Here is a 20,971-nt window from a genome sequence, read left to right on the forward strand (position 1 = left end):
TATAGACGCTATTGGCTTCTTGAAGTGTAGGCCAGGGCTAAGGAAGGAATGAATTTTAAGTTCTCAGTTTTGAGTTTTGAATGATTGAGTCATCGGCAAATCCAAAGTTCAAAGTTGATACTTAAATACGTTCCCGTTGCTAAAAAAGGAAGGGTTAAATCGACAATAGACCCAGTCTGCTATCTGTCGCTAGTAATAAGCTTCCTTCAAAAAAATTCGCCATACTAATCGGAGAGGGTAACGGCAAGCTTTAAAGGAAACTTCATGACAACAGCATTGGTGACTGGCGCATCTTCGGGAATCGGCGCTGTGTTTGCAGATAAATTGGCAGCGCGAGGATACGATCTTGTTTTAGTTGCGCGATCGCAGGACAAGTTGGAGGCGATCGCGGGTTCCCTCAATGAGCAATACGGCGTCAAAACTACTGTCATCGTCCAGGACCTTATCGCTCCTGAAGCCAGCGAAACTATCTTTCAAAAACTTGATCAGCAGGGCATCGAGATTGATGTGTTGATCAACAATGCTGGATTTGGCAGCTATGGAGAGTTTGCAGAGAGTGAGTTGAACACTGCTCTTAACATGGTTCAACTCAACATTTCGGCGCTTGTCGAGTTGGCCTATCGATGCTTGAAAAGCATGAAAGCACGGCAATCAGGCAGCATTGTCAACATCAGCTCTACAGCTGCTTTTCAACCCATTCCTTACTTTGCCATTTATTCAGCGTCCAAAGCTTTTGTCCTCAGCTTCAGCGAATCGCTTTGGTATGAGTGCAAACCGTACAATATCAAAGTGTTAGGCGTTTGCCCTGGTCCAACCAAAACTCAGTTCTTTAAAGCGGCTGATTTTCCTGACAGCATGGAGGCTAGTGTCGGGCAGAATTACGACACACCTGAGGATGTCGTTGAATCAGCTCTCAAAGCGCTTGATCGCGGTGACTCTAACGTCGTAACAGGTGGATTCAACAAAATATTGGTGAATGCTAACCGCTTTTTACCGAGAGAGTTACTGGTCAATACGGTGGGTCGCATGTTCAAAGCCGGCCAATAATCGTCCGTGCTGCGGGTCTATACTCTGGCTCGCTGAACTCATTCAAGTCTTGAATGAGACTGACGTCAATGAGCTATCGAAGTTGTACAGCTAGCGTGAGATGAACAGCACCCATCGACCGGTGAATATTCTGTGTCAGCCTTGCTGAGGGAGAGCGTCTCATGGCCAGACAAATCCTTCTGGTAGCGTGGCCCCATCGAGGGTAGCTCCATCCAAAATTGCTTCTTCCAGATTGGTGCTGGCAAGATTGGCTCCAGTTAAATTGGCATCGGTGAAATCAGCATCAGTTAAGTTTGCCCCTCGTAGATAGGCTTCGCTGAGGTCAGCCCCCTTCAAGTTTGCCCCTGCAAGATTGGCAGACGTTAGTGCCGATTGGGTGAGATTGGCATTAGAGAGATCTGCATTTTGCAAATCAACGTTGTCCATGAGCGCATTGTTTAAATCTGCGCCAGACAGCTTGGCACTGCTCAGATTGGAGCGGTTGAATCGAGCTTCCTTTAAGCTCTGCCCAGATAGATCGATTCCTGCCAGATCGCAATCTAGGCATTCACCCGCGCTGGCTTTGGCGATCGCATCCTCCGGTCCACCGCTGCCTCTTTGCGAGGAGCAACCTGCAGCGGCAATCCCAGTAAAAGCAATTAGGCCTAGAGCTAATCCTGAAAAGATGCGGTTTGCTTTCATAGTTATCGATCAAAACTTACAGTCACAGTTTAAGGCTACAAAATCTCTAAGGCGTTCTAGGCTAACACCTCTAGACGGAGTCGCCTGTCATTAAAGATGAGTTTTGCCAAATTTCTAGATCTGCTCAGATTGGGCTTGTGAGCCAACGTGACTTGCCCTTAATATGCTGTTCTAAGCAGCCAGTTGCAAATAGATGCCAATAGGCAAGTTATATTGGTGTCGGGCTAATGTTATGCATAATCAATAGCCTCGGGGTTAATCGCTGCCTATCTTTGTCAGCGTCATTAAAGTTGGAGTCATTTGTGCAATTCCGCCAGCCTAAGAAAAGAGTACTTGTGCCCATGGCTGTGTTTGCACTATCCGTGATCTCTCATGGGCTACTGCTGACGGTTCCTTTGCCTAAAGCTGAAGAGAAGGAAGCGATACCAATAGCAGAGTCTTCCGAACAACCTAGAACTGAGGACGTTACGGTCGTTATTTTGCCTGAACAACCTGAAGAGTCAGCGGCAAAGGAAGCTGCTTCAGAAGATTCGGTGACGCGATCGCCAGAGCCTCCTTCGGTCGATAACCTCTTGCAAAATTCTGTCATTTCTGGAACTGGCTTTCCAGAAGCTGCCGAACCCCAACCCGAGCTCGATAATACCGTTTTTCCACCCGCAGAGGATACACCTGCGCAAGAAGATCCTGTTCTAGAGGATGTACCAACCGAGGAATCCCCTACTCCCGCCTATGGCGATCCTGTGTCTGGTTCAGAGGGGCCACTCAGGGGCTACAGCAGTGACTTTCCGCATGTTGAGGGTTCTGTGACGGGCTGCTTTGGTCTCAGTGATTGTCGGCGGGTTAGCTCAGCGGTCAGCTATCGTTCGGTTGGTAGATCAATCGTTTCAGGACTAGAAGACCAAGGCTACAGCGTCGATTTGCGGGACGATCTTGAAGACACTGGACGTAATGTCTATGAGTTAATTCATCCTGACGAAGGGGGTACCGTCAAATATTTAATCGTTTTTTCCGATGTGGATGGCTCGGCTGTTTATGTGATGAGCAATGAAATTTTGACATTAGGAGATTTACAAGCGCTTCAGCAATCCATACCAGCTGGTTAGCCCCACTCACGCTGTGAAGCAACAGCGACCTGCACTCCTGGCGCTGTCCCAGAGTCGGCCTCGCCACCTATCTATCCTTTTGAACTCATGTCTTTGGTCAAGTCAGGGAATTCGTTTCACCAACGTCATCGTCAGCCTAAGCAAGTTGCAGGATGGTCAATCGTCGTCTTGGCAATTGCTTTCCTAATAGCCTCGCCCATCATTGCTGTTCTGATGACTGCGGTGATTCATCTGGGGGATGAGACAGCGAATGAGATTTGGGGGCACTTGGTTGAAACCGTTCTGCTTAACTATATTGCCAACTCTTTAGGGCTAATGTTCGGAGTTGGCTTTGGCGTTCTCCTGTTGGGGATCAGTACCGCTTGGTTGGTGACAATGTGTCGATTTCCGGGACGGCGCGTTTATGAGTGGGCACTGCTGCTGCCCTTAGCATCCCCTGCTTACTTACTGGCTTACACGTACACCGATTTTTTGGAGTATTACGGGCCGGTTCAGACCTTTCTACGGACTACGTTTGACTGGCAAAGCGCAACGGACTATTGGTTCCCCAACATCCGATCGCTAGGGGGAGCTATTGTGTTGTTCAGCCTAGTACTCTATCCCTACGTCTACATGCTGGCGCGAGTGGCCTTTCAAGAACAATCGCTTTGTGCGCTGGAAGCAAGCCGCTCTCTGGGATGCAACCCGTGGCGTAGCTTTGCTACCGTGGCGTTGCCGCTGGCCCGACCTGCGATCGCGGCAGGCACTGCTCTGGCTCTGATGGAAACTCTGAATGATTTCGGGACAGTGGAGTATTTCAGCGTTCGTACCTTTACCACGGGCATTTATCGCACTTGGTTTGGCATGGGCGATCGCCTAGCCGCAACACAACTAGCCTGTATTTTGCTGACCTTTATTGTGGTGCTGGTCACTTTGGAACGAGTCTCGCGGAGGCAGGCTCGCTACTACCAAGCTGTCGGCAGTCAGCAAAGTCTGTCAACGTTCGATCTCAGCGGTGTGAGGGCGATCGCAGCAAGTCTGACATGCGCACTGCCTATCGCTTTGGGCCTGTTATTGCCTGCTGCGCTCCTGCTGTGGATGGCACTTGCAAATTGGCAAAAGTCCTTCGACCGAGAATTTTTTGAACTAGCTAGCCATAGCTTCATCCTGGCAGGTATCACGGCCTGCTTGGGCATTGCCCTATCGTTAGCGCTGGCTTATGGTGCTCGTCTACAGTCCGGCAAGAGCGTGCAGTGGGGTGTGCAGGTAGCGTCTTTGGGATATGCCGTTCCTGGAGCCGTTATTGCGGTGGGCATCATGATGCCGATTGGTCGTTTAGATAATGCGATCGCGGCCCTCTCTGAAAGCCTGTTTGGGATTTCTACGGGGCTGCTTCTGAGTGGCACTGTTGTAGCCCTTATCTTTGCCTACCTCGTTAGGTTTCTGGCCATCTCCGTCAGCACCGTTCAGGCGGGATTGACCAAAATTCGCCCGACGCTGGATGACGCTTCCCGCAGTTTGGGGAATGGCCCAACTCAGACGCTGGCCCAAGTGCATGCACCTCTTCTAAGCGGCAGCTTACTGACTGCGGCTGTTCTCATCTTTGTGGACGTGATGAAGGAATTGCCTGCGACGATGGTGATTCGCCCGTTTAACTTCGATACGCTGGCCGTCCGCGTCTTTCAATATGCCTCTGATGAACGTCTGGTCGATGCGGCTGTTCCGGCGATCGCTATTCTCATTGTGGGCGTTATCCCCGTCATTTTTCTCAGCTATCAAATTGCCCGCGATCGCCCTACTCAGAAGCCTGTTTCCCAAACGACTCACCTTTCGGATAAAACGACGAATCGCACTGTCTAAAGGGGGAGGCTTTGTTTTATGATGGTCAATACGCTGTGAATTCTCGCTTTTTAACAAACTTATGGATATTCTGTCTCTGGGCTGGGTTTCGCTTCTCGTCGTTTTCACGTTCTCTTTGTCTATGGTGGTTTGGGGTCGTAACGGCTTCTAATTCCAGAAAGACCCGGTTTGCGGGGTTCGTTGTTGGCTTGACCCATGGATACAGCTTTTGAGGCACAAACTTTTACAGTCTTGGCAGTTTTAGCTGCTGCACTGTTGCTCCTAGTTACGGGAGGCGTCATTTATTTGACTGCTGTTGATTGGCGCGATCGCCGTCGTCGTCAGCGTGAACAGCAAGCTAACAAGCCCCGTATCAGCCCTAAAAATAGGAAGAAAAAGAAGTAGTCGTTAGCCTCTCTGTATCTCGTGTCTGTTCAGTCTCAACCTGCCTCAAATGCAGCTTCGCCAGCCAGACGGTTGGCGTTTGAAGCTTTAAAGGAAGTCCATCAAGGAGGATTTGCCGATGTGGTGCTGCACCGCCTTCTACATCGACATGACTTGAATTCCCTTGATCGGCAATTTGCCACCGAGCTAGTTTATGGAACAGTGCGGCGCCAGCGGACGCTGGATGCGCTGATTGATCAGCTCGGCAAAAAGAGCGCACAGCATCAACCTCTAGACCTGCGAATCGTTCTGCATTTGGGGCTTTATCAGCTGAGGTTTCTAACACAGGTGCCTGAATCAGCTGCTGTGAATACCAGCGTTGAACTGATGAAGGCGGCTGGCAAAACTAAGCTTTCTGGTGTTGTCAACGGTATCCTGCGTCAATATATTCGGCTGCAACAAGCCAGTGTGGATCCCTTGCAGTTACCTGATGATCGCACTCAGGCGCTGGCGATCGCCCACAGCTATCCCGATTGGATCGTCAAGCTCTGGCAAACTCAGCTCAACGAATCAGGAGTCGAGGCGCTGTGTAAGTGGTTTAACCAGGCCCCGTCAATTGATCTGCGAGTCAATCGCTTAAAAATTTCGGTCGAAGAACTGGCTCAAAAGTTTTCCCATGCGGGGATTGAAACCATTCGCCTGCCGCAACTACCGCAAGCACTACGTCTTGTTAGACACGTAGGAGCGATTCGAAATCTACCTGGCTATGCTGAAGGCCTGTGGACTATTCAGGATGCCAGCGCTCAGCTGGTCAGCCATTTCGTGAGTCCACAACCGGGAGATGTGGTTATTGATGCCTGCGCGGCGCCCGGTGGAAAGACAACTCATCTAGCAGAACTCATGGGCGATCAAGGTCTAATTTGGGCCTGCGATCGCACCACCTCTCGGCTCAACAAGGTCAAACAAAATATCAAACGGCTAGAGCTTAGTAGCATCAAAACTTTCACTGGAGATAGCACCGTAATTACACGATTCGAGCAGCAGGGCGATCGCGTGATTGTCGATGCCCCCTGTTCTGGTCTTGGCACCCTGCATCGACATGCCGATGCTCGCTGGCGCCAAACGCCAGAAACAGTTGCAGAACTGGCGACACTTCAGACACGCTTATTAGCGCAGGTGGCTACTTGGGTAAAATCCAACGGCACCCTCATTTATTCAACCTGCACCCTCCACCCCAGCGAGAACGAAGCGGTTGTTCAGCAGTTTTTACAATCCCATCCTGAATGGAGAATCGTGCCACCTGCTGTCGATGAACTCGCCGCTGCTTATACGACGCCTGCCGGCACCGTCAAAGTGTGGCCTCATCAACACGATATGGACGGATTTTTCATGGCGCGTTTGAGAAGGTAACGCCAGAGAAGGTCGTGCCAGGAAAGGTATTCCAGTAGAGGTAGCTGATTTAGGCAGCCATCTTCAAGCCAGCCATGAGCTTGTTTTCCAGGTACGTATAGAGTCCTTCGCTAGCTTCGAAATACAGGCTAAGGCGATCGCCGTCTTGCTCAGCAGAAACAATATCGGCTCGATAATGAGGCGTCACCAGAAAGTTCAGCCAGTCTGCTGCCTGGGTTGCGGGTACCTTTAAACGTCCAAGCCGATACCCGTCAATGACTTCGACTCTAAACGTTACGGTTTGAGGTGCCATGGGTTTTCTACCGCCTTGATGAGTACACATGAACTATATACAGTTTCTCTGTAATTGCTGGAATGTGCAAGCGATCGCACAAGCTGTTACAGTCAGGTCGCACTGAGGCTAGGTTATCTTTGACAGGGGTTTGTCCCCGTTGCTTAAGACGTATCAATACTTTTACGATTTATTCTGTTCCCTTCTACCCAACACCATGACTGGACCACTCCTTCAAATCACAGAATCCCCGCCAAATCAGCAGTTGACCGTATCCGTGCCTGCGGCGGGAATTGCTCTCCGAGGCCGTATTCAGGTGCCTGGCGATAAATCAATTTCTCATCGAGCGCTGATGCTAGGTGCGATCGCCCAAGGCGAAACGCGGATTCAGGGCTTGTTGTTGGGGGAAGATCCCCGCAGCACTGCTCAGTGTTTCCAATCCATGGGTGTAACACTATCTGATTTGGAAGACGACTGGGTGATCGTGAAGGGAGTCGGCTTAGGACATTTGCAAGAACCTGCTGATGTCCTGGATGCTGGGAACTCAGGTACGACGTTGCGGCTGATGTTGGGGTTGTTGGCCTCTCACCCAGACCGTTATTTTGCAGTAACCGGGGACAGTTCGCTGCGATCGCGTCCAATGGGGCGAGTGATTAAACCGCTCGCTGAGATGGGCGCAAAGATTTGGGGGCGGCAGAATAACACCCTGGCGCCTTTAGCGATTCAAGGTCAAGCCCTGAAGCCTATCCATTACCATTCCCCAATGGCCTCAGCACAAGTCAAGTCTTGCGTCTTGCTGGCCGGGCTGCTAACTGACGGGAAAACGACCGTTACAGAACCCAGCCTGTCCCGAGACCATAGTGAGCGGATGCTCCAGGCGTTTGGCGCTGACCTCACCGTCGATCAGCCCAACCGCACAGTGACGGTCAACGGACCCGCTACTTTAACGGGACAAACCGTTGTCGTTCCTGGTGACATTAGTTCCGCAGCGTTTTGGTTGGTGGGTGCTGCCATCACGCCAGGATCTGAATTGGTTATCGAAAATGTAGGCGTCAACCCTACTCGAACAGGCATTTTAGAAGCGCTTCAGGCCATGAATGCCGACATCACACTGGAGAATGAGCGGCTTGTCACTGGCGAACCCGTTGCAGACCTGCGAGTGCGATACGGACCACTCACTGCTGCAACCTTCAGCGGTGATCTCATCCCTAGAATGATTGATGAAATTCCGGTTCTGGCGGTTGCTGCTCTCTTTGCCAAGGGCACCACGGTGATTAAGGATGCGGCTGAATTGCGGGTCAAGGAAAGCGATCGCCTCGCAGTGATGGCTTCGCAGCTTAACCAAATGGGGGCCCACATCACTGAACTTCCTGATGGCTTAGAAATCTCGGGTGGGTTCTCCGCTTTAGAAGGGGCAGAAGTGGATAGCTATACCGATCACCGGGTAAGCATGAGCTTGGCGATCGCCGCCCTCCAAGCCAAGGGAAAAACAATCCTGAGACGGGCAGAGGCAGCGTCAATTTCCTATCCCAACTTTCTGGACACGCTTGACCAAGTTTGTAGTTTGTAGAGTGCTTATCGCTGTCGTCAGTTCCGTTAGGACAAGACGGCGAGCCATCTGCCGATACACTGAGTACCCGGATGCTATTGGGGCATAGGCTTAGATGGCTAAAGTCACACTATCCGGCTTTTCTATCCTGTATCTGTCGGCTTGAGACATTGAATTAAATCATTTTCAGCAGGTTTATTCTTAATAAAGCCAAACATGAAGCCTGCGAAAATGATTGAAAGTAGGCTCTTATTTCAAACCAGAAGAATTGCCTTAATTTAATCTTTCGTCTCTCAAGCATTGTCTAGGCGCTCTTGCTATCACCGGCAAAGAAATGTACTGCACCGTGCCTTTAGTCAAGACTCTATCTGTTAGGAAAAAATTGCAAACTCTCTGCAGAGACTGTTAGCAGCTAGGGCATGATTGAGACACGTCAACTGCAATATGGCGTCTTAGACCCTCAGGCTAAACAACGTTACTCTCCGAAAAAGTACGTCTGAATTATTATGCGAAAAATTTTGGTCATTGAAGCAAATGGGGAACAACACGATTGTCATCTTTCCGCTTTGACCAAGGAAGGTTATGAGATTATTCAAGCTGAGACTATTCCAGCAGCTTTAGAGATGGCTCGCACCCACAATCCAGATCTGATCTTGTGCGGTCTGGAACTTACGGGCGGCGATAACTTTGAACTGCTGCAATATCTGCAAGGTAAGCCGGATCTGCTCTCCATTCCCATCATCTTATTAACGCCCATTGACAACACCCTACGCTGGCGGCAGTGCGTTGCCTTGGGGGCCGATGATTGTTTGGTCACTCCATTTACAGAGCGGGATCTCTTAGAGGCGATCGCGGGGCGCTTACGCAAGCAAGATGCGCTGACTAATCGCTACAACACCCTCATGCGATACACCGCAGAGCGGCTCAACCGGCTATCTCATTACGACAGCCTAACGGACCTACCCAACTATCAACTTCTAAGGCAGCGACTCATGCAAGCGATGCGTCGTGCTGCCAATGGCAATCAGCGGGTGGCCCTGCTAACCCTTAGCATTGACAGGCTTCGACAAGTGAACAACACGCTGGGGTATACGGCTGGAGATACTTTGCTGAGAGCCACCGCTCGACGGCTAACCGGCATCCTGCCACCCTCAACCGCAGTCGCCCGACTGACCGGCAATCAGTTTGCGATTGTAGTGCCTGCGCCTCAGGATCGGGACACGATTGTTGCGATCGCCGAGCAGATTTTTGAAAGCTTAGGACACTCATTTTCGTTACCCGGTCAGGAAGTCTTTATGACTGCCAGCATTGGCATTGCTTTATTTCCCGATGATTCAGAAGACATCAATGTCTTGCTGCGACAGGCGGATGCGGCCCTCGACTGGGCAAAGATACAAAAGAGTCATTCTTATCGGTTCTATCGCAAAGATATGCCCGTCGTTTCTGGAGATGAGTTGCAGTTGGAAACTTGGCTTCGCTATGCCTTAGAACGAGACGAATTCGAAGTATGGTATCAGCCCAAATACAGCCTTAGCGAGGATCGCATTGTTGGCGCAGAAGCACTCATTCGCTGGCAACATCCCGAAAGTGGCTATATTTCTCCAGGTCATTTTGTACCCCTAGCAGAAAACACTGGACTGATTGTGCCTGTTGGTGACTGGGTATTGAGAACAGTCTGCGACCAAACAGCAGCTTGGCTTCGCAGTGGACAGCCTGTGGTCGCGATCGCCGTCAATCTTTCCAGCGTTCAACTTAATCAGTCGCGATTAGCCCAGTCAATTCAGAATATCTTGACCACAACTCAGCTGCCCCCAGAGCATCTAGAACTGGAGGTGACAGAAACCGCTCTCATGCAGGATATTGAATCGGCTATCGATCTCCTGCAAGGGTTGAAAGCGCTGGGCGTCAAGATTGCGATCGATGATTTCGGAACGGGCTATGCATCGTTGGCTTACTTAAGACAGTTGCCCATTGACATTCTCAAAATCGATACATCCTTCGTTCGTGACATACCGACAGAGACTAAAAACCAAATCATTGTCAAACGTGTCACGACAATGGCCCATGATCTAGGTCTGAAGGTCATCGCCGAAGGGGTTGAGACTGAGGAAGAAATGGCAGTTTTAAAGTCCTACGGTTGCGATTTGATTCAGGGCTATTGGGTGGGAACCCCAATGGTGGCTGAGGAATTAGCCAAGCGTTTGTAAAAGATGACAATCGTTCCTTTCCGAGATAGCGCTAAACTGCAAGCGTCAACCTCAGCAAAACAGGCTAGGCTTCTCAGTGATAAAGCTCGTTATTGGCTTCAATCTTGTGATCGCTCTGTTTGGGTTTTATGTCGCTTGGCGCATTTGGCAGATGAAGCGATGGCTGATGTCATTCACAGTCGTGCTGACATCTTGGGAACGCAACACCCATCGTGTTTTGAATCCTGAGAGGACGCCTGAGTTAATTTTGCGGGGGCAACAAGCGACGGCAGCATCCCGGCAAAAGTTTGCTCAGTTAGCAAGACAGCTTCAGCAGTTGCAGCAAATCTTAGCGGTTGCTTTGATAGGAATACGATTATTTCGAGCACGGACCCAAAGACAGCACAGTAGAATCCGAAATAACTGACGGATTCGGTGATTAAACGATAGAGAGTCTACAAAGCAAGGCAAACTTAGAAAAGAACCGTTGAGGTTGAACAAGGAGTTTGAGCATATGGCAGACAATAAATCGGGTGCGTTCTTAGGAGGCGTTGTCATCGGAACCGCGATTGGAACCGTCACAGGTCTGCTCATCGCCCCAAAGCCCGGTCGAGAAACTCGGCAATTCCTTCGCAAATCAGCCGATGCTCTCCCAGAGATGGTGGAAGATTTAGCCACGTCTCTGCAGCTACAAACTGACCGCCTTTCTGAAACGACTCTCCGCAAGTGGGAGAGTACACTGGTGCGCTTGAGAGAGGCGATCGCAGCAGGGCAGGAAGCCTCCGAAAATCAGTACTCCACCTTGGTGAGTCAGGACGCACCCGCATCGCCCGAATACAAGAACTAGCGTTTCCACAGCTTCAGACAAGCCGTGATTAATCCCCTCTTCTGGTTGTTTCTCTCATTCTTGCTGGTGTCAATGAGTTTGACAGCGGTGCTAGTGGTTTTGGTTCCTGCTGTGCGGGAACTGAGTCGGGCTGCTCGCAGTGTCGAAAAGCTCTGCGATACCCTAAGCCGTGACCTGCCCCCCACACTAGAATCTATTCGGTTGACCAGCATTGAGATTAACAACCTGACGGACGACGTGAATGAAGGGGTCCAAAGCGCCAGCCGCGTTGCTCAGCAAGTTGATCAAAGCGTTGGTAATGTTCGTGTCCAAGCCAAGCGAGTACAGGTTGGCACCCGCAGCTTGATGGCTGGTTTTAGCGCCGCTTGGACAGCCTTTAACCGGCCCAAAGAAGGACGAGAACGGTCTTTATCTAAAAAGAGTCGATCGCCTCAACCTGATGTGACTGCCTATCGTCCTCAATCCACTCCGCTACAGCAATCACCAAATCACTATACGGCATCTCCTAGACAATCCGCCGGACAACCTGTACAAGATCCTACTCAGTTACCGACTGCTCAAAAAGAGGTGCCTGAACTGCTTCCTGGCGACTCTACCGAGGTCGATTTTTCGTCGGGTCAGCCCTCTCAAGACGCTGCCAATACTCGCCGCTCAACCCACCCTCCAGAAGCGCCTCGTTAATCATTCTCTGAGAATTTACCCATAGATCCCTTAGAATACAGTAAACATCTGTAAACAAATGAGGACTTCTGCTGAGTAAGTTCTCTAATAGTTAAAAGGCGATCGTGAAATATATGGGCATTTCGATGGAGTCTCAGATCATGCAGCGGTCTCTACGATGGGTTGTGGCAATGTTCGTAGGGCTAATGTGCTGGTCCTCTATAACGGCCCCGGCTGCTGCTTACAACAATCCAGATTTGTTGCCTGATGAGCCAACCCTGGTTATTGATTTAGCGAAGTCTCTCACTAGCCTAGAGGAAGAACAGCTCAACGAGCGACTCCAGGCGTTTGAAGATGAAAGTGGTTGGAAGCTCCGGGTGCTGACTCAATATGATCGCACTCCAGGACGCGCCGTCAAAGAATATTGGGGCCTAGACGATCGCAGCGTGATGCTCATTGCCGATCCTCGCGGTGGCAACCTACTCAATTTCAGCGTTGGCGATGCCTTGTTTGACCTATTGCCACGAACCTTTTGGATTGAACTCCAAACCCGCTATGGCAATCAGTTCTTTGTCCGCGATAATGGCGAAGACCGCGCCATCATTGAAGCGCTGGAGTCCATTGAAATCTGTCTCCGTCGCGATGGCTGCGCTGTGGTTCCGGGTCTACCTCAAGAGCAGTGGATTCTAACGCTGATTACCTCGATCGTGGGTGGCGTTATCTGTGGCTTTGCCGCGCATCCTCGCAAGTCGGGTCAAGTCATTGCTTGGCAATGGGTGCTCATTTTTTCACCGCTGTGGGGCATCCTGTTCCTGGCTTTTGGTGTTGGTCCTGTCGTCACTCGTACCAGCGACTGGATTCCGCTCACTCGAAACATTGCAGGCTTTGCCATTGGGTTCTTAGTGGCTTTCCTGAGTCCTGGCCTTGATGGTTCCTCATCAACCTCTGAGACTTGATAGGGGTCGAGAGCGTCCGCACCACGAGAACAGGTTTTACTCAGACACGCTCAGAAGCGATCGCTGTAGCCAATCGCTAGTACCCTAGGGCGAGGGATTCATCCTGCTGTCATCCTGCCGCCTTTATTAGGGATATGGATCTGTTTGCCCATCATCGAAATGCCCAAGTCGAAGCGGAAGCTCCGTTGGCGGCTCGGATGCGTCCGCGAACCCTAGACGAATTTATTGGGCAGGACGACGTAGTGGGTCCTGGGCGCTTACTGCGCCGGGCCATTCAAGCGGATCAGCTATCGTCACTAATTTTTTATGGTCCACCCGGCACAGGGAAAACTACGCTAGCGCAGATCATCGCGAATACAACTAGTGCTCAATTCATTGCGCTGAATGCTGTTCTAGCTGGGGTGAAAGACATTCGGGAAGCGATCGCTCAGGCGCAAGATCTGCGAGGACAGTTCGGGCGACGCACCATCCTGTTCATCGACGAAGTGCATCGCTTCAACAAGGCTCAGCAGGATGCCCTACTGCCGTGGGTAGAAAACGGCACCGTACTGCTGATTGGGGCCACTACCGAGAATCCATTCTTCGAGGTCAACAAAGCGCTCGTTAGTCGATCGCGCGTTTTTCAGCTCAAATCTTTGCAACGAGACGACCTGTATCGAGTGGTGCAGCAGGTTTTGGACGATCCGGTGCGGGGCTATGGTCAGCAAGCCATCCACATTGCCGAAGAGGCCCTCACTCATTTGGTCAACGTTGCTAACGGAGATGCCCGGGCTCTGCTCAACGCTCTGGAGTTGGCTGTGGAGACCACTGAACCAGATGCTACAGGGCAGATTCACATTCCGCTCTCAGTGGCAGAGGAATCGATTCAGCAGCGAGCAGTGCTGTATGACAAAGAAGGGGACGCTCATTTTGATACCATCAGCGCTTTTATCAAAAGTGTGCGCGGCTCTGACCCCGATGCTGCTCTCTATTGGCTGGCCCGCATGGTCTATGCCGGAGAAGACCCGCGCTACATTTTTCGACGACTGGTAATTCTGGCCAGTGAGGATATTGGCCTAGCGGATCCCCAGGCGGTGACCGTTGCCACGAGTTGCGCCGCTGCCTTTGATCGAGTTGGGATGCCGGAAGGCCGTTATCCCCTGGCTCAAGCTACGCTCTATCTGGCGACGGCTCCCAAGTCCAACAGCGTGATGGCCTTTTTCGATGCCCTCTCCACGGTCGAAAAGGAACAGCAGAAAGATATCCCTAACCCTTTGCGGGATGCCACTCGGGATAAGCATGGATTTGGACATGGCAAGGGATATCTCTATCCTCACTCCTATCGGGAGCATTGGGTGGAACAGCAATATCTCCCCAACGGCCTACAGGGACAGGTGTTTTATCAACCGTCTAGCCAGGGGTACGAGCAGTCGATTCAGGCGCAAGTGGTGAGACGACGAGAGGCTCAGCTCGCTGCGATGGTCGAGGGCACCAGCACGCCTACCTTAGAGGCATTGACCTATAGTCCTGACGATCCAGCTCGCGATCGCTGGCTGCAGCGCACCCTCAGCCAAACTGGAGAACGGCTAGCTCAAGTGCGCGATCGCCTCTTCACCGCTGTGGCTCCCCAACGACACCATATGCTGCTAGATCTCAATGCCCGCAGCGGGCTACTCACTTGGGAGGCTGTCCGACGAGTTCCAGAAGGCGGTGTCTATGCGCGGGTAGAGACCCAGAAGGATCGAGTGGCGTTGGCTGAGCAAGCTGCCCTATTGCCTGAACTGGATCGCCCTGTTATCGTGCAAACTGCCCTGGAGACGCTGGCAGACGCCCTTGCCCAATCAGCGGTAGGTATCACCTTTAATGGTGTGGTGGGTCGAAATGTGTTCAGCGCGATCGCCCCGACCTCAGACCTGCTGCAATTCATCGCAACGCTGCTGCATCCCGGCGGTCACCTTGCCCTCATGGAAACCATTCCCCGTCAAACTCAGCGACTCTCGTCTCTCGTCTCAGGTAGGGGTATGAATGCAGATCTCCGCGATCGCTGGCAAGCAGCTGAAGCCTCTATCTATACCAATCCCGCCGATCCGCGTTTTAGCTGGGATGGTGCCAGCCTTGCTGCTCTATGTGAAGGGGCTGGATTCTCTGTGCAGTGGTCCGAAGAGACCGTACAGAGCGATCTGTTTATCAGCGAAAAGCTGTGCGATCGCTGGTTTGACATCAACAATCCCACCAGCTACCGCAACCAGCTATCTCAGTCCCTTCATTCCAAGGACCTGAAAGCAATAGAAAAGCGCCTACGGCAAAAGCTACAAAGCCAAACCGTTGTTTGGCAATCTACTCAAGTTTTCTTGGTGGGAGGAATTAACGAAAGTCAGCAGGCAAGCTGAATCAACCTCTTGCAGGACCGGCGCAGGAGATTGATCACCTCACGACTATTCATTAACCACTGACCGGACAAAACAACGGCTTGTCAGGTTGATGTTGAACACAAAACTCCAGCATCAGCAGGGGTTCCGCTAGGTTTTTCCGACGCCAACCTAAGCCGCACGTTCGGGAAAGTTAATCCCTACTTATCCCAACTGTAGAAAGTTCACTGTTCCAGTACCGGAATAGTGCTTAATATCGGCTCACGTTGCTTAATCTTCGTGCTCATCGAACGGATCTACCAGCTGCTTAGCGGGAGGGCCAAAAGCCGTGTAGACAGCGAACATGGTGAAGGCGACAACGAGCGCCCCAACGGAAATAATAAGAACTGTTGCGGGTTGCATGAGATTTTGTTTGTTCTAAAACACTCTAATCTTATAATATTACGGAATATTAAAGTGGCGCATAGGTTCAGATACTCATGGCACAACAAACGCGGCTAGGCAATCTGCTTAAGCCTCTTAATTCTGAGTACGGTAAGGTTTCTCCAGGTTGGGGCACGACCCCGCTAATGGCTGTTTTTATGGGGCTGTTCTTCGTATTCCTGCTCATTATTCTCCAGCTCTATAATTCTTCTTTGATTTTGCAGAACGTAGACGTGGATTGGCGTAGCTTGGGTATCTAGGTCTGCTTCTGATACGGATAAATGAGTGAGGGGTAGAGGGTTTGCGCCTTCTACCCTTCAGTGTTTTATCCTCGTCTGTCTTTTGCTATAAGGTGTGGGTGTGGATGAGTACGGTTAGGGAAAGAGTATGAACGTTTTTGGCATTGGGCTTCCAGAGATGGCCTTGATTTTGGTCGTTGCACTGCTGGTTTTTGGCCCCAAAAAGCTGCCGGAAGTAGGGCGCAGTATGGCTCAAGCCCTCAACAGTTTTAAGAAGGCTCAGCAAGAATTTGAGAGCGAAATCAAAAAAGAAACGGAAGATCTTCAGAAGTCGATGAATACGTCGATGAAGGCGGAAATTGAGCGACCTGAACCCAAAGCTTTAGCGCCTCAAGAAGAGGACTCTCAAACGGAAGAGGGTGTTGCAGCGAACGAGGTTGAAGTTGAACCAGAATCAGCAGCCGTCCCTGATTCTCAAACGACTGCATCTTAGAAAGCTGTTTTACCGAACAGACCCTCTTGGCTCTAGCGTCTTGAATGGGTGTACGCATCCCGGTTCTATCTTGTCTAGCTAGAACTGACAATTGAAGACATTTGAGAACGTCGGAGTTCATACTGTGTAAGGCATTGATTCTGCCTTTTTTCTGACGGATATCGCCCTTAAACTCTGCATCCATGACTCAAGAACCTGCTGTCCCTCTCCGTGTGATTGTGGGACTTGGAAACCCTGGAGAAAAATACGCTCGCACTCGCCACAACGTAGGTTTTGATGTTCTCGATGCCCTTGCCCAGCGATGGCATATCGGGCTAAGCGAAAATCGTAAGTTTCAAGGAACGTTTGGTGAGGGCATGGCGATCGCTAACCACAAAATTGCCTTGCTGAAGCCGATGACCTACATGAATCGTTCGGGTCAGTCCGTTCGAGCTGTCATTGATTGGTACAAGTTTGCACCAGAATCTGTCCTAGTTGTTTATGACGAGATGGCACTGCCCTTAGGACGATTGAGGGTGCGACCCAGCGGTTCAGCAGGGGGTCACAACGGCATGAAATCTGTCATTACCCATTTGGGAACGCAGGAGTTTCCGCGAGTGCGGGTGGGTATTGGCAGCACAGAACAGGTTGGCGATCGCGATAAAGCGGTCGTGGCTCACGTTCTAGGAAAATTTTCCCCTGATGAAAAACCCTTGGTAAAGACTGCAATTGACTGGGCCGTGGAGGCGATCGAAACTATCCTGCTGAAAGGAACAGAGCCAGCCATGAGCGCATTTAATGGTCGAACGGCCTAACTTGACCTGACTACCAACTGATTCAAATCCTACAAAACCTCATGTTGCTTGAGTGGATAGACCGTTCTGTAGCGGTCACCGGTTCCGTTAGAACCCGATAGCAAGACATCTGGCTTTGTCTTCAGCCCTAGATGCTATTAGGTGCACGCGCCTAATTAGCTGAAGCTAGCGTGTCATCCAGCAGGAAACGAAAAAAGGCTACTGCTCGATTTCAGACTTCATTCGCTCTAAAGTCATGTGCATCTGTTCGAACATTTGCTGAGGGGTCATTCCAGCTTGGCTGAGTTGAGTTTTGAGCTGCTCAACCGTCATTTTTGCCATGAAGTCGTCAGATAATTCAAACCGCTTCATGAATATCCGATAGCGATCTAGAACAGCTTCCATCTGCTCGATGTAGAGCTTCTTCCCTTCACGATCAAACTTGCCGTAGCTGTTTCCCATCTGCATCAGGTTTTGATAGTCCTGAAACAAGGACATCGCTTCCTGCTGAACAATTTCAGAATCAAAAATTCCCATATTACCTATTGCTTTTCAGTCACTCGGTTGAAAAGAGAAGCGCAACGTTCTTACAACAGCTTTGGCCCCATGAGCTAATGAGATAGCTATGGCAAGCTATCAAAACCATGACGTTTCTTCGGTTGCGATGCCACTTCCAGTGTGTAATAACTACACATTAGAAAGAAATTCAGTTTCTGGAAAAGGGGAGATAACCCTACTTAGCTGCCCGCTTTCGGTTAAAGAAGCTGAAGAGTCCACCTGACTTACGATGACCATTCGTCTTGGACTGTTTGTTGTCTTTTGCTTGAGGTCGTTGAATGTCAAGTTCCAGCTGCTTGGCGTATTTGCGAGCAATCGGGTTTTGAGCGTCTAGCTTGAGGGCGTGGCGGATATGAACTTTAGCCATACCAACCATTTTCTGCATCAGGTAGGCTTGCCCTAGCATGGTGTGATAGTTGCTATTTTCAGGTTCAATCCGAACTGCATCTTGCAGTTCTCGAATGGCCTCGGGAAAACATTTGCTGGCAATGTAGGTTTTAGCGCGAATGACGTGACGCTGAGCGTAGTCAACTTGAGGCGGTTCTTCTTTAACAGGAGTAGCTGTACCATCTCCCCCCATAGGCGTAGGGGTAGCATTGACGCTGGCGGCTGGCACCAACCCAGCCCTTTTGTTGCGAATGACAGGTGTTTTTAGCGTTCGCTGTAGGTAGGTGAGATTGAGTTCTGCGATCGCCAACGTCTGTTCAGTAAACGACTCAACCGAAGTATGTTGTGCGTCAGAAAGCTCCGCCAAGAAGTTTTCATATAAAACCTCGACTTCGGCTTCATCAACTTGTGACAGTCTCTTAGCCAAATCGCGGCTAGGAATTAGCTTTTCTTCTCGGCTCAAACGGCGAACTTTGAAGCGCAATGTCGCCAGGGTCTCATCTCTACCCTTATCTTGCTTGAGCCGCTGGTAAGCAGGGTTAACTAACTGAGTCAACGTCTGATTGGCAAATTTTCGGGCATCTTCGTCAGCTTGCATTTGCTGATCAGGATGAAGTTGCTTGGCCACTTGGCGATAACGCTTTGAGATGCGCCGTTCGTCAGCAGTCACCGCAACACCTAGAATTGCGTAAGGGTCAGAAAACTGCTTGATCCAATCTGGAGAGAAAGCGGTTGATGTCATGCAAACAAAGCAAGAAGGGGCAAACGCAGAAGGGGGAGAAAAGGAACAGAGAACGATTTCTAAGGCTGTTGAAGCTCTAAATCATCAACACTGCACATCCTGTAGGCTTCATCAAGACCAGACTTTCTTTCAGACAATAAAGTGCCAGTCCAGTCTTAATTGTAAGCAGATTTACGGTTAGTTACTTGCTATCAATTCAGTATATGTACTTAAGTTGACGATATCTCCCTGACAGATATTTGTCGCAGATGCCCACTATGGATTCGGATTTTTATTCAGGAGTTCTCTGTTTAAATAGAGAAAAATTCTCCTCTTCAAGCCTATCGTAGTCTAACGTTTAGATGACGCAGTGCGGTTTCAGTAAACGCCCGTCTTTATTCATACTTCTCGCATCGGTTTACTTTGACAGGAAGGTTAGCGGTATTCATGGCAGGCTGGTCAACCTCATTCACTAGATTTCAAGGCGGTGAAGCGGCGCAATTCTCCCGTCAGTATAAAATTGCGGCTAGCTTAGCGTTTGCAGGTGCGTTCAACCCACTGCCATTTCCCCTGACCGGACTACATAAGTTTTATCTAGGACAGCCTATCTGGGGTGGCTTCTATTTGCTCTTGGGATGGACACACATTCCTCGGGTTGCGTGCGCTGTTGAAGGGTTTTGGTACTTGTTTCAGCTACAGCGGGGGGATGCCTCGAACTCAACCACAACTGATGCTGCCGCAGGGATTGCCCTGTCTCAGCAAACCCAAGCGATCGCCTCAGCCCTGCGAGAACTAGAAAAGTTGCGTCAGGAAGGCCTCATTTCTGAGCAAGAGTTCGAACAAAACCGCCGGAGTTTGCTCGACAAATTGATATAACTGCCCCACGATTGGCCTATTGATGTCTAAGCCGCCTATCCTTCAACTCAGCTTGTCTCGCTTGCAGCTTTCGACTTGGCGACGGCGCTTTCACCCTGTCCGAGATCGCCTGCGACGCAATCCTTTAGCCAGACTGATGAATATCGAGGAGGTATCAATAGCGGCAGAATTGGGAATTGCGATTGATGTTAATCAGGCCACAGTAGATGACTGGTTACGATTGCCGGATGTCTCTATCCATCAAGCTCGCACCTTGACAGCCCTGAGTCAGAGTGGCGTCGCGTTTCACTGCGTTGAAGATGTGGCGGCAGCGCTGAGTGTTTCCTGCGATCGCCTCTACCCATTGGCTCCAATTCTGGCGTTTCGCTACTACGACCCCGGCAACGCGGTAGCCCCTACTCCCGTCTCTTTGAATCAAGCAACGGTTGCTCAACTGATGCTCATCCCTGGAATGTCATCCACCATGGTTGAGCGGATTTTGAATGAGCGACGACGAGTGCCCTTTACGCATTGGCAGGAGGTACAACACCGTCTACGGTTGACTGCTGAGCAAATAGGAGAGTGGACGCACTATTTAAGAGTTGGCGGATAAGTCGCAAAGGGCGATAGTTTCCTAAACCGTTCCTACTCTAGATAAGGGCCAAAATCGCAGCCGAGCAACGCCAATAATATTTTTGTCTGGCAGCACGCCCCAAACGTGAGAATCGTTGCTGTCGTTGCGATTATCTCCCATGACAAAAACACTGTTGGGGGGAACGGTTACTGCGCCCATGATGTAGTCAGGGGGTTCTAAGATGTAGCGTTCTTGCAGCGGGATACCGTCGATGAAAACACGATTGTCTGATACCGTGACCGTCTCGCCAGGGGTAGCAATGACTCGTTTAATAAAAGCCTGCTTGCCGGTATAGCCATACTCTCTCAGTTGAGCTGGCGGCTCAAAGACAACAATGTCTCCTGCATGGGGTGGATTTAGGTAATAGGAGACTTTTTCGACCAGCAAGCGATCGCCGATATGGAGTGTCGGCTCCATAGAGTTGGAGGGAATAAAGCGAGGCTCGGCGACAAAAATCCGCAGAACAATCGCAATCACGAGCGCGAGCGCAAGAATGCGGACGTTTTCTTTTTGATCGATCCAAAGGCGTTTCCAGAGCGGTTCTGAAGCTGTTTCTAGAAAGTCTGAGTCTTGATTGACGGGTCGTTTTTGAGTTGAGACGTCATTGTGATCAGATTTCATTGGACCT

24 protein-coding genes are annotated in these 20,971 nt (G+C 50.5%); 18 read left to right on the forward strand and 6 right to left on the reverse strand.

Annotation, left to right across the window (positions count from 1 at the left end; all coding sequences use genetic code 11):
• The first annotated feature begins 264 nt into the window (after positions 1-264).
• The gene (locus PN498_RS12695) at positions 265-1,047 is read left to right on the forward strand and encodes an SDR family NAD(P)-dependent oxidoreductase (protein ID WP_272063172.1); all 783 of its coding nucleotides are present in this window, start codon (positions 265-267) and stop codon (positions 1,045-1,047) included.
• A 159-nt stretch (positions 1,048-1,206) separates the two neighbouring features.
• Here the strand turns inward: PN498_RS12695 and PN498_RS12700 are convergent, their stop codons facing one another.
• The gene (locus PN498_RS12700; protein ID WP_272063173.1) at positions 1,207-1,728 is read right to left on the reverse strand and encodes a pentapeptide repeat-containing protein; all 522 of its coding nucleotides are present in this window, start codon (positions 1,726-1,728) and stop codon (positions 1,207-1,209) included.
• Positions 1,729-2,069: 341 nt separating this feature from the next.
• Between PN498_RS12700 and PN498_RS12705 the strand changes: the two genes are divergently transcribed.
• The 5 genes from PN498_RS12705 (at position 2,070) to PN498_RS12725 (ending at position 6,443) form a co-directional block, all read left to right on the forward strand.
• A complete protein-coding gene (locus tag PN498_RS12705) occupies positions 2,070-2,831 on the forward strand; it encodes a hypothetical protein (protein ID WP_272063174.1) in 762 nt (253 codons plus the stop codon).
• Positions 2,832-2,918: 87 nt separating this feature from the next.
• Positions 2,919-4,670, forward strand: a complete 1,752-nt coding sequence (locus PN498_RS12710) for an ABC transporter permease (RefSeq protein ID WP_272063175.1) — start codon at positions 2,919-2,921, stop codon at positions 4,668-4,670.
• A gap of 61 nt (positions 4,671-4,731) precedes the next feature.
• Positions 4,732-4,821, forward strand: coding sequence for a cytochrome b6-f complex subunit PetN (petN, locus tag PN498_RS12715; protein ID WP_272063176.1), 90 nt, complete (start codon positions 4,732-4,734; stop codon positions 4,819-4,821).
• Positions 4,822-4,865: 44 nt separating this feature from the next.
• Complete coding sequence (locus PN498_RS12720) at positions 4,866-5,054, forward strand: hypothetical protein (RefSeq protein WP_272063177.1); 189 nt, start codon at positions 4,866-4,868, stop codon at positions 5,052-5,054.
• Positions 5,055-5,075: 21 nt separating this feature from the next.
• Positions 5,076-6,443: a 16S rRNA (cytosine(967)-C(5))-methyltransferase gene (locus tag PN498_RS12725; protein WP_272063178.1), complete on the forward strand. Its 1,368-nt coding sequence runs from the start codon at positions 5,076-5,078 to the stop codon at positions 6,441-6,443.
• 49 nt (positions 6,444-6,492) lie between these two features.
• On the opposite strand, the gene PN498_RS12730 is transcribed toward PN498_RS12725, so the two are convergent.
• Positions 6,493-6,735, reverse strand: a complete 243-nt coding sequence (locus tag PN498_RS12730) for a hypothetical protein (RefSeq protein ID WP_272063179.1) — start codon at positions 6,733-6,735, stop codon at positions 6,493-6,495.
• Positions 6,736-6,931: 196 nt separating this feature from the next.
• Here PN498_RS12730 and aroA point away from each other — a divergent pair, with 196 nt between their 5' ends.
• The 7 genes from aroA to PN498_RS12765 all read left to right on the forward strand — a co-directional run bounded on the left by aroA (position 6,932) and on the right by PN498_RS12765 (position 15,281).
• Positions 6,932-8,284: a 3-phosphoshikimate 1-carboxyvinyltransferase gene (aroA, locus tag PN498_RS12735; RefSeq protein ID WP_272063180.1), complete on the forward strand. Its 1,353-nt coding sequence runs from the start codon at positions 6,932-6,934 to the stop codon at positions 8,282-8,284.
• Positions 8,285-8,769: 485 nt separating this feature from the next.
• Positions 8,770-10,470 carry a putative bifunctional diguanylate cyclase/phosphodiesterase gene (locus tag PN498_RS12740; RefSeq protein WP_272063181.1) on the forward strand — a complete coding sequence of 567 codons (1,701 nt, stop codon included), beginning with the start codon at positions 8,770-8,772 and terminating at the stop codon, positions 10,468-10,470.
• A 76-nt stretch (positions 10,471-10,546) separates the two neighbouring features.
• Positions 10,547-10,876, forward strand: a complete 330-nt coding sequence (locus PN498_RS12745; protein WP_272063182.1) for a hypothetical protein — start codon at positions 10,547-10,549, stop codon at positions 10,874-10,876.
• 87 nt (positions 10,877-10,963) lie between these two features.
• Complete coding sequence (locus PN498_RS12750) at positions 10,964-11,296, forward strand: YtxH domain-containing protein (protein ID WP_272063183.1); 333 nt, start codon at positions 10,964-10,966, stop codon at positions 11,294-11,296.
• Positions 11,297-11,320: 24 nt separating this feature from the next.
• A complete protein-coding gene (locus tag PN498_RS12755; protein WP_272063184.1) occupies positions 11,321-11,977 on the forward strand; it encodes a DUF948 domain-containing protein in 657 nt (218 codons plus the stop codon).
• Between the two features lie 170 nt (positions 11,978-12,147).
• Positions 12,148-12,912, forward strand: a complete 765-nt coding sequence (locus tag PN498_RS12760; protein ID WP_442951419.1) for a TPM domain-containing protein — start codon at positions 12,148-12,150, stop codon at positions 12,910-12,912.
• Between the two features lie 134 nt (positions 12,913-13,046).
• Positions 13,047-15,281 carry an AAA family ATPase gene (locus PN498_RS12765; RefSeq protein WP_272063185.1) on the forward strand — a complete coding sequence of 745 codons (2,235 nt, stop codon included), beginning with the start codon at positions 13,047-13,049 and terminating at the stop codon, positions 15,279-15,281.
• 249 nt (positions 15,282-15,530) lie between these two features.
• Here PN498_RS12765 and psbN read toward each other — a convergent pair whose 3' ends face one another.
• Positions 15,531-15,662 carry a photosystem II reaction center protein PsbN gene (psbN, locus tag PN498_RS12770; RefSeq protein ID WP_272063186.1) on the reverse strand — a complete coding sequence of 44 codons (132 nt, stop codon included), beginning with the start codon at positions 15,660-15,662 and terminating at the stop codon, positions 15,531-15,533.
• Between the two features lie 77 nt (positions 15,663-15,739).
• Between psbN and psbH the strand changes: the two genes are divergently transcribed.
• The 3 genes from psbH (at position 15,740) to pth (ending at position 17,209) form a co-directional block, all read left to right on the forward strand.
• Positions 15,740-15,943, forward strand: a complete 204-nt coding sequence (gene psbH / locus PN498_RS12775) for a photosystem II reaction center phosphoprotein PsbH (RefSeq protein ID WP_272063187.1) — start codon at positions 15,740-15,742, stop codon at positions 15,941-15,943.
• 127 nt (positions 15,944-16,070) lie between these two features.
• Positions 16,071-16,415 carry a TatA/E family twin arginine-targeting protein translocase gene (locus PN498_RS12780; RefSeq protein WP_272063188.1) on the forward strand — a complete coding sequence of 115 codons (345 nt, stop codon included), beginning with the start codon at positions 16,071-16,073 and terminating at the stop codon, positions 16,413-16,415.
• Between the two features lie 182 nt (positions 16,416-16,597).
• Positions 16,598-17,209 carry an aminoacyl-tRNA hydrolase gene (gene pth / locus PN498_RS12785; protein WP_272063189.1) on the forward strand — a complete coding sequence of 204 codons (612 nt, stop codon included), beginning with the start codon at positions 16,598-16,600 and terminating at the stop codon, positions 17,207-17,209.
• A 198-nt stretch (positions 17,210-17,407) separates the two neighbouring features.
• Here the strand turns inward: pth and PN498_RS12790 are convergent, their stop codons facing one another.
• Both PN498_RS12790 and PN498_RS12795 read right to left on the reverse strand, forming a co-directional pair.
• Positions 17,408-17,725, reverse strand: a complete 318-nt coding sequence (locus PN498_RS12790) for a DUF1825 family protein (RefSeq protein ID WP_272063190.1) — start codon at positions 17,723-17,725, stop codon at positions 17,408-17,410.
• A 196-nt stretch (positions 17,726-17,921) separates the two neighbouring features.
• Positions 17,922-18,875 (reverse strand): J domain-containing protein, encoded by a 954-nt coding sequence (locus PN498_RS12795; RefSeq protein WP_272063191.1) that lies wholly within the window; start codon positions 18,873-18,875, stop codon positions 17,922-17,924.
• Between the two features lie 426 nt (positions 18,876-19,301).
• On the opposite strand from PN498_RS12795, the gene PN498_RS12800 reads away from it, so the two are divergent.
• Both PN498_RS12800 and PN498_RS12805 read left to right on the forward strand, forming a co-directional pair.
• The gene (locus tag PN498_RS12800) at positions 19,302-19,730 is read left to right on the forward strand and encodes a hypothetical protein (RefSeq protein WP_272063192.1); all 429 of its coding nucleotides are present in this window, start codon (positions 19,302-19,304) and stop codon (positions 19,728-19,730) included.
• Positions 19,731-19,752: 22 nt separating this feature from the next.
• On the forward strand, positions 19,753-20,322 hold the full coding sequence (locus tag PN498_RS12805; RefSeq protein ID WP_272063193.1) for a ComEA family DNA-binding protein: 570 nt from the start codon (positions 19,753-19,755) through the stop codon (positions 20,320-20,322).
• Positions 20,323-20,343: 21 nt separating this feature from the next.
• On the opposite strand, the gene lepB is transcribed toward PN498_RS12805, so the two are convergent.
• Entirely contained in the window at positions 20,344-20,964 is a 621-nt protein-coding gene (gene lepB / locus PN498_RS12810) for a signal peptidase I (protein WP_272063194.1), read from the reverse strand.
• Positions 20,965-20,971: the final 7 nt, after the last annotated feature.

It is taken from the genome of Oscillatoria sp. CS-180, from assembly GCF_028330965.1.
GTDB lineage: Bacteria > Cyanobacteriota > Cyanobacteriia > Phormidesmidales > Phormidesmidaceae > Halomicronema.

What these genes read in the sequence shown, in the direction of transcription:
- PN498_RS12710 (WP_272063175.1), top strand. Translation starts at nt 2,919, where the DNA reads ATGTCTTTGGTCAAGTCAGGGAATTCGTTTCACCAACGTCATCGTCAG.
- petN (WP_272063176.1), top strand. Translation starts at nt 4,732, where the DNA reads ATGGATATTCTGTCTCTGGGCTGGGTTTCGCTTCTCGTCGTTTTCACG.
- PN498_RS12800 (WP_272063192.1), top strand. Translation starts at nt 19,302, where the DNA reads ATGGCAGGCTGGTCAACCTCATTCACTAGATTTCAAGGCGGTGAAGCG.
- psbN (WP_272063186.1), bottom strand. Translation starts at nt 15,662, where the DNA reads ATGCAACCCGCAACAGTTCTTATTATTTCCGTTGGGGCGCTCGTTGTC.
- PN498_RS12740 (WP_272063181.1), top strand. Translation starts at nt 8,770, where the DNA reads ATGCGAAAAATTTTGGTCATTGAAGCAAATGGGGAACAACACGATTGT.
- PN498_RS12760 (WP_442951419.1), top strand. Translation starts at nt 12,148, where the DNA reads ATGTTCGTAGGGCTAATGTGCTGGTCCTCTATAACGGCCCCGGCTGCT.
- PN498_RS12750 (WP_272063183.1), top strand. Translation starts at nt 10,964, where the DNA reads ATGGCAGACAATAAATCGGGTGCGTTCTTAGGAGGCGTTGTCATCGGA.
- PN498_RS12780 (WP_272063188.1), top strand. Translation starts at nt 16,071, where the DNA reads ATGAACGTTTTTGGCATTGGGCTTCCAGAGATGGCCTTGATTTTGGTC.
- PN498_RS12705 (WP_272063174.1), top strand. Translation starts at nt 2,070, where the DNA reads ATGGCTGTGTTTGCACTATCCGTGATCTCTCATGGGCTACTGCTGACG.
- PN498_RS12720 (WP_272063177.1), top strand. Translation starts at nt 4,866, where the DNA reads ATGGATACAGCTTTTGAGGCACAAACTTTTACAGTCTTGGCAGTTTTA.
- psbH (WP_272063187.1), top strand. Translation starts at nt 15,740, where the DNA reads ATGGCACAACAAACGCGGCTAGGCAATCTGCTTAAGCCTCTTAATTCT.
- PN498_RS12765 (WP_272063185.1), top strand. Translation starts at nt 13,047, where the DNA reads ATGGATCTGTTTGCCCATCATCGAAATGCCCAAGTCGAAGCGGAAGCT.
- PN498_RS12805 (WP_272063193.1), top strand. Translation starts at nt 19,753, where the DNA reads ATGTCTAAGCCGCCTATCCTTCAACTCAGCTTGTCTCGCTTGCAGCTT.
- PN498_RS12795 (WP_272063191.1), bottom strand. Translation starts at nt 18,875, where the DNA reads ATGACATCAACCGCTTTCTCTCCAGATTGGATCAAGCAGTTTTCTGAC.
- lepB (WP_272063194.1), bottom strand. Translation starts at nt 20,964, where the DNA reads ATGAAATCTGATCACAATGACGTCTCAACTCAAAAACGACCCGTCAAT.
- pth (WP_272063189.1), top strand. Translation starts at nt 16,598, where the DNA reads ATGACTCAAGAACCTGCTGTCCCTCTCCGTGTGATTGTGGGACTTGGA.
- aroA (WP_272063180.1), top strand. Translation starts at nt 6,932, where the DNA reads ATGACTGGACCACTCCTTCAAATCACAGAATCCCCGCCAAATCAGCAG.
- PN498_RS12695 (WP_272063172.1), top strand. Translation starts at nt 265, where the DNA reads ATGACAACAGCATTGGTGACTGGCGCATCTTCGGGAATCGGCGCTGTG.
- PN498_RS12790 (WP_272063190.1), bottom strand. Translation starts at nt 17,725, where the DNA reads ATGGGAATTTTTGATTCTGAAATTGTTCAGCAGGAAGCGATGTCCTTG.
- PN498_RS12730 (WP_272063179.1), bottom strand. Translation starts at nt 6,735, where the DNA reads ATGGCACCTCAAACCGTAACGTTTAGAGTCGAAGTCATTGACGGGTAT.
- PN498_RS12700 (WP_272063173.1), bottom strand. Translation starts at nt 1,728, where the DNA reads ATGAAAGCAAACCGCATCTTTTCAGGATTAGCTCTAGGCCTAATTGCT.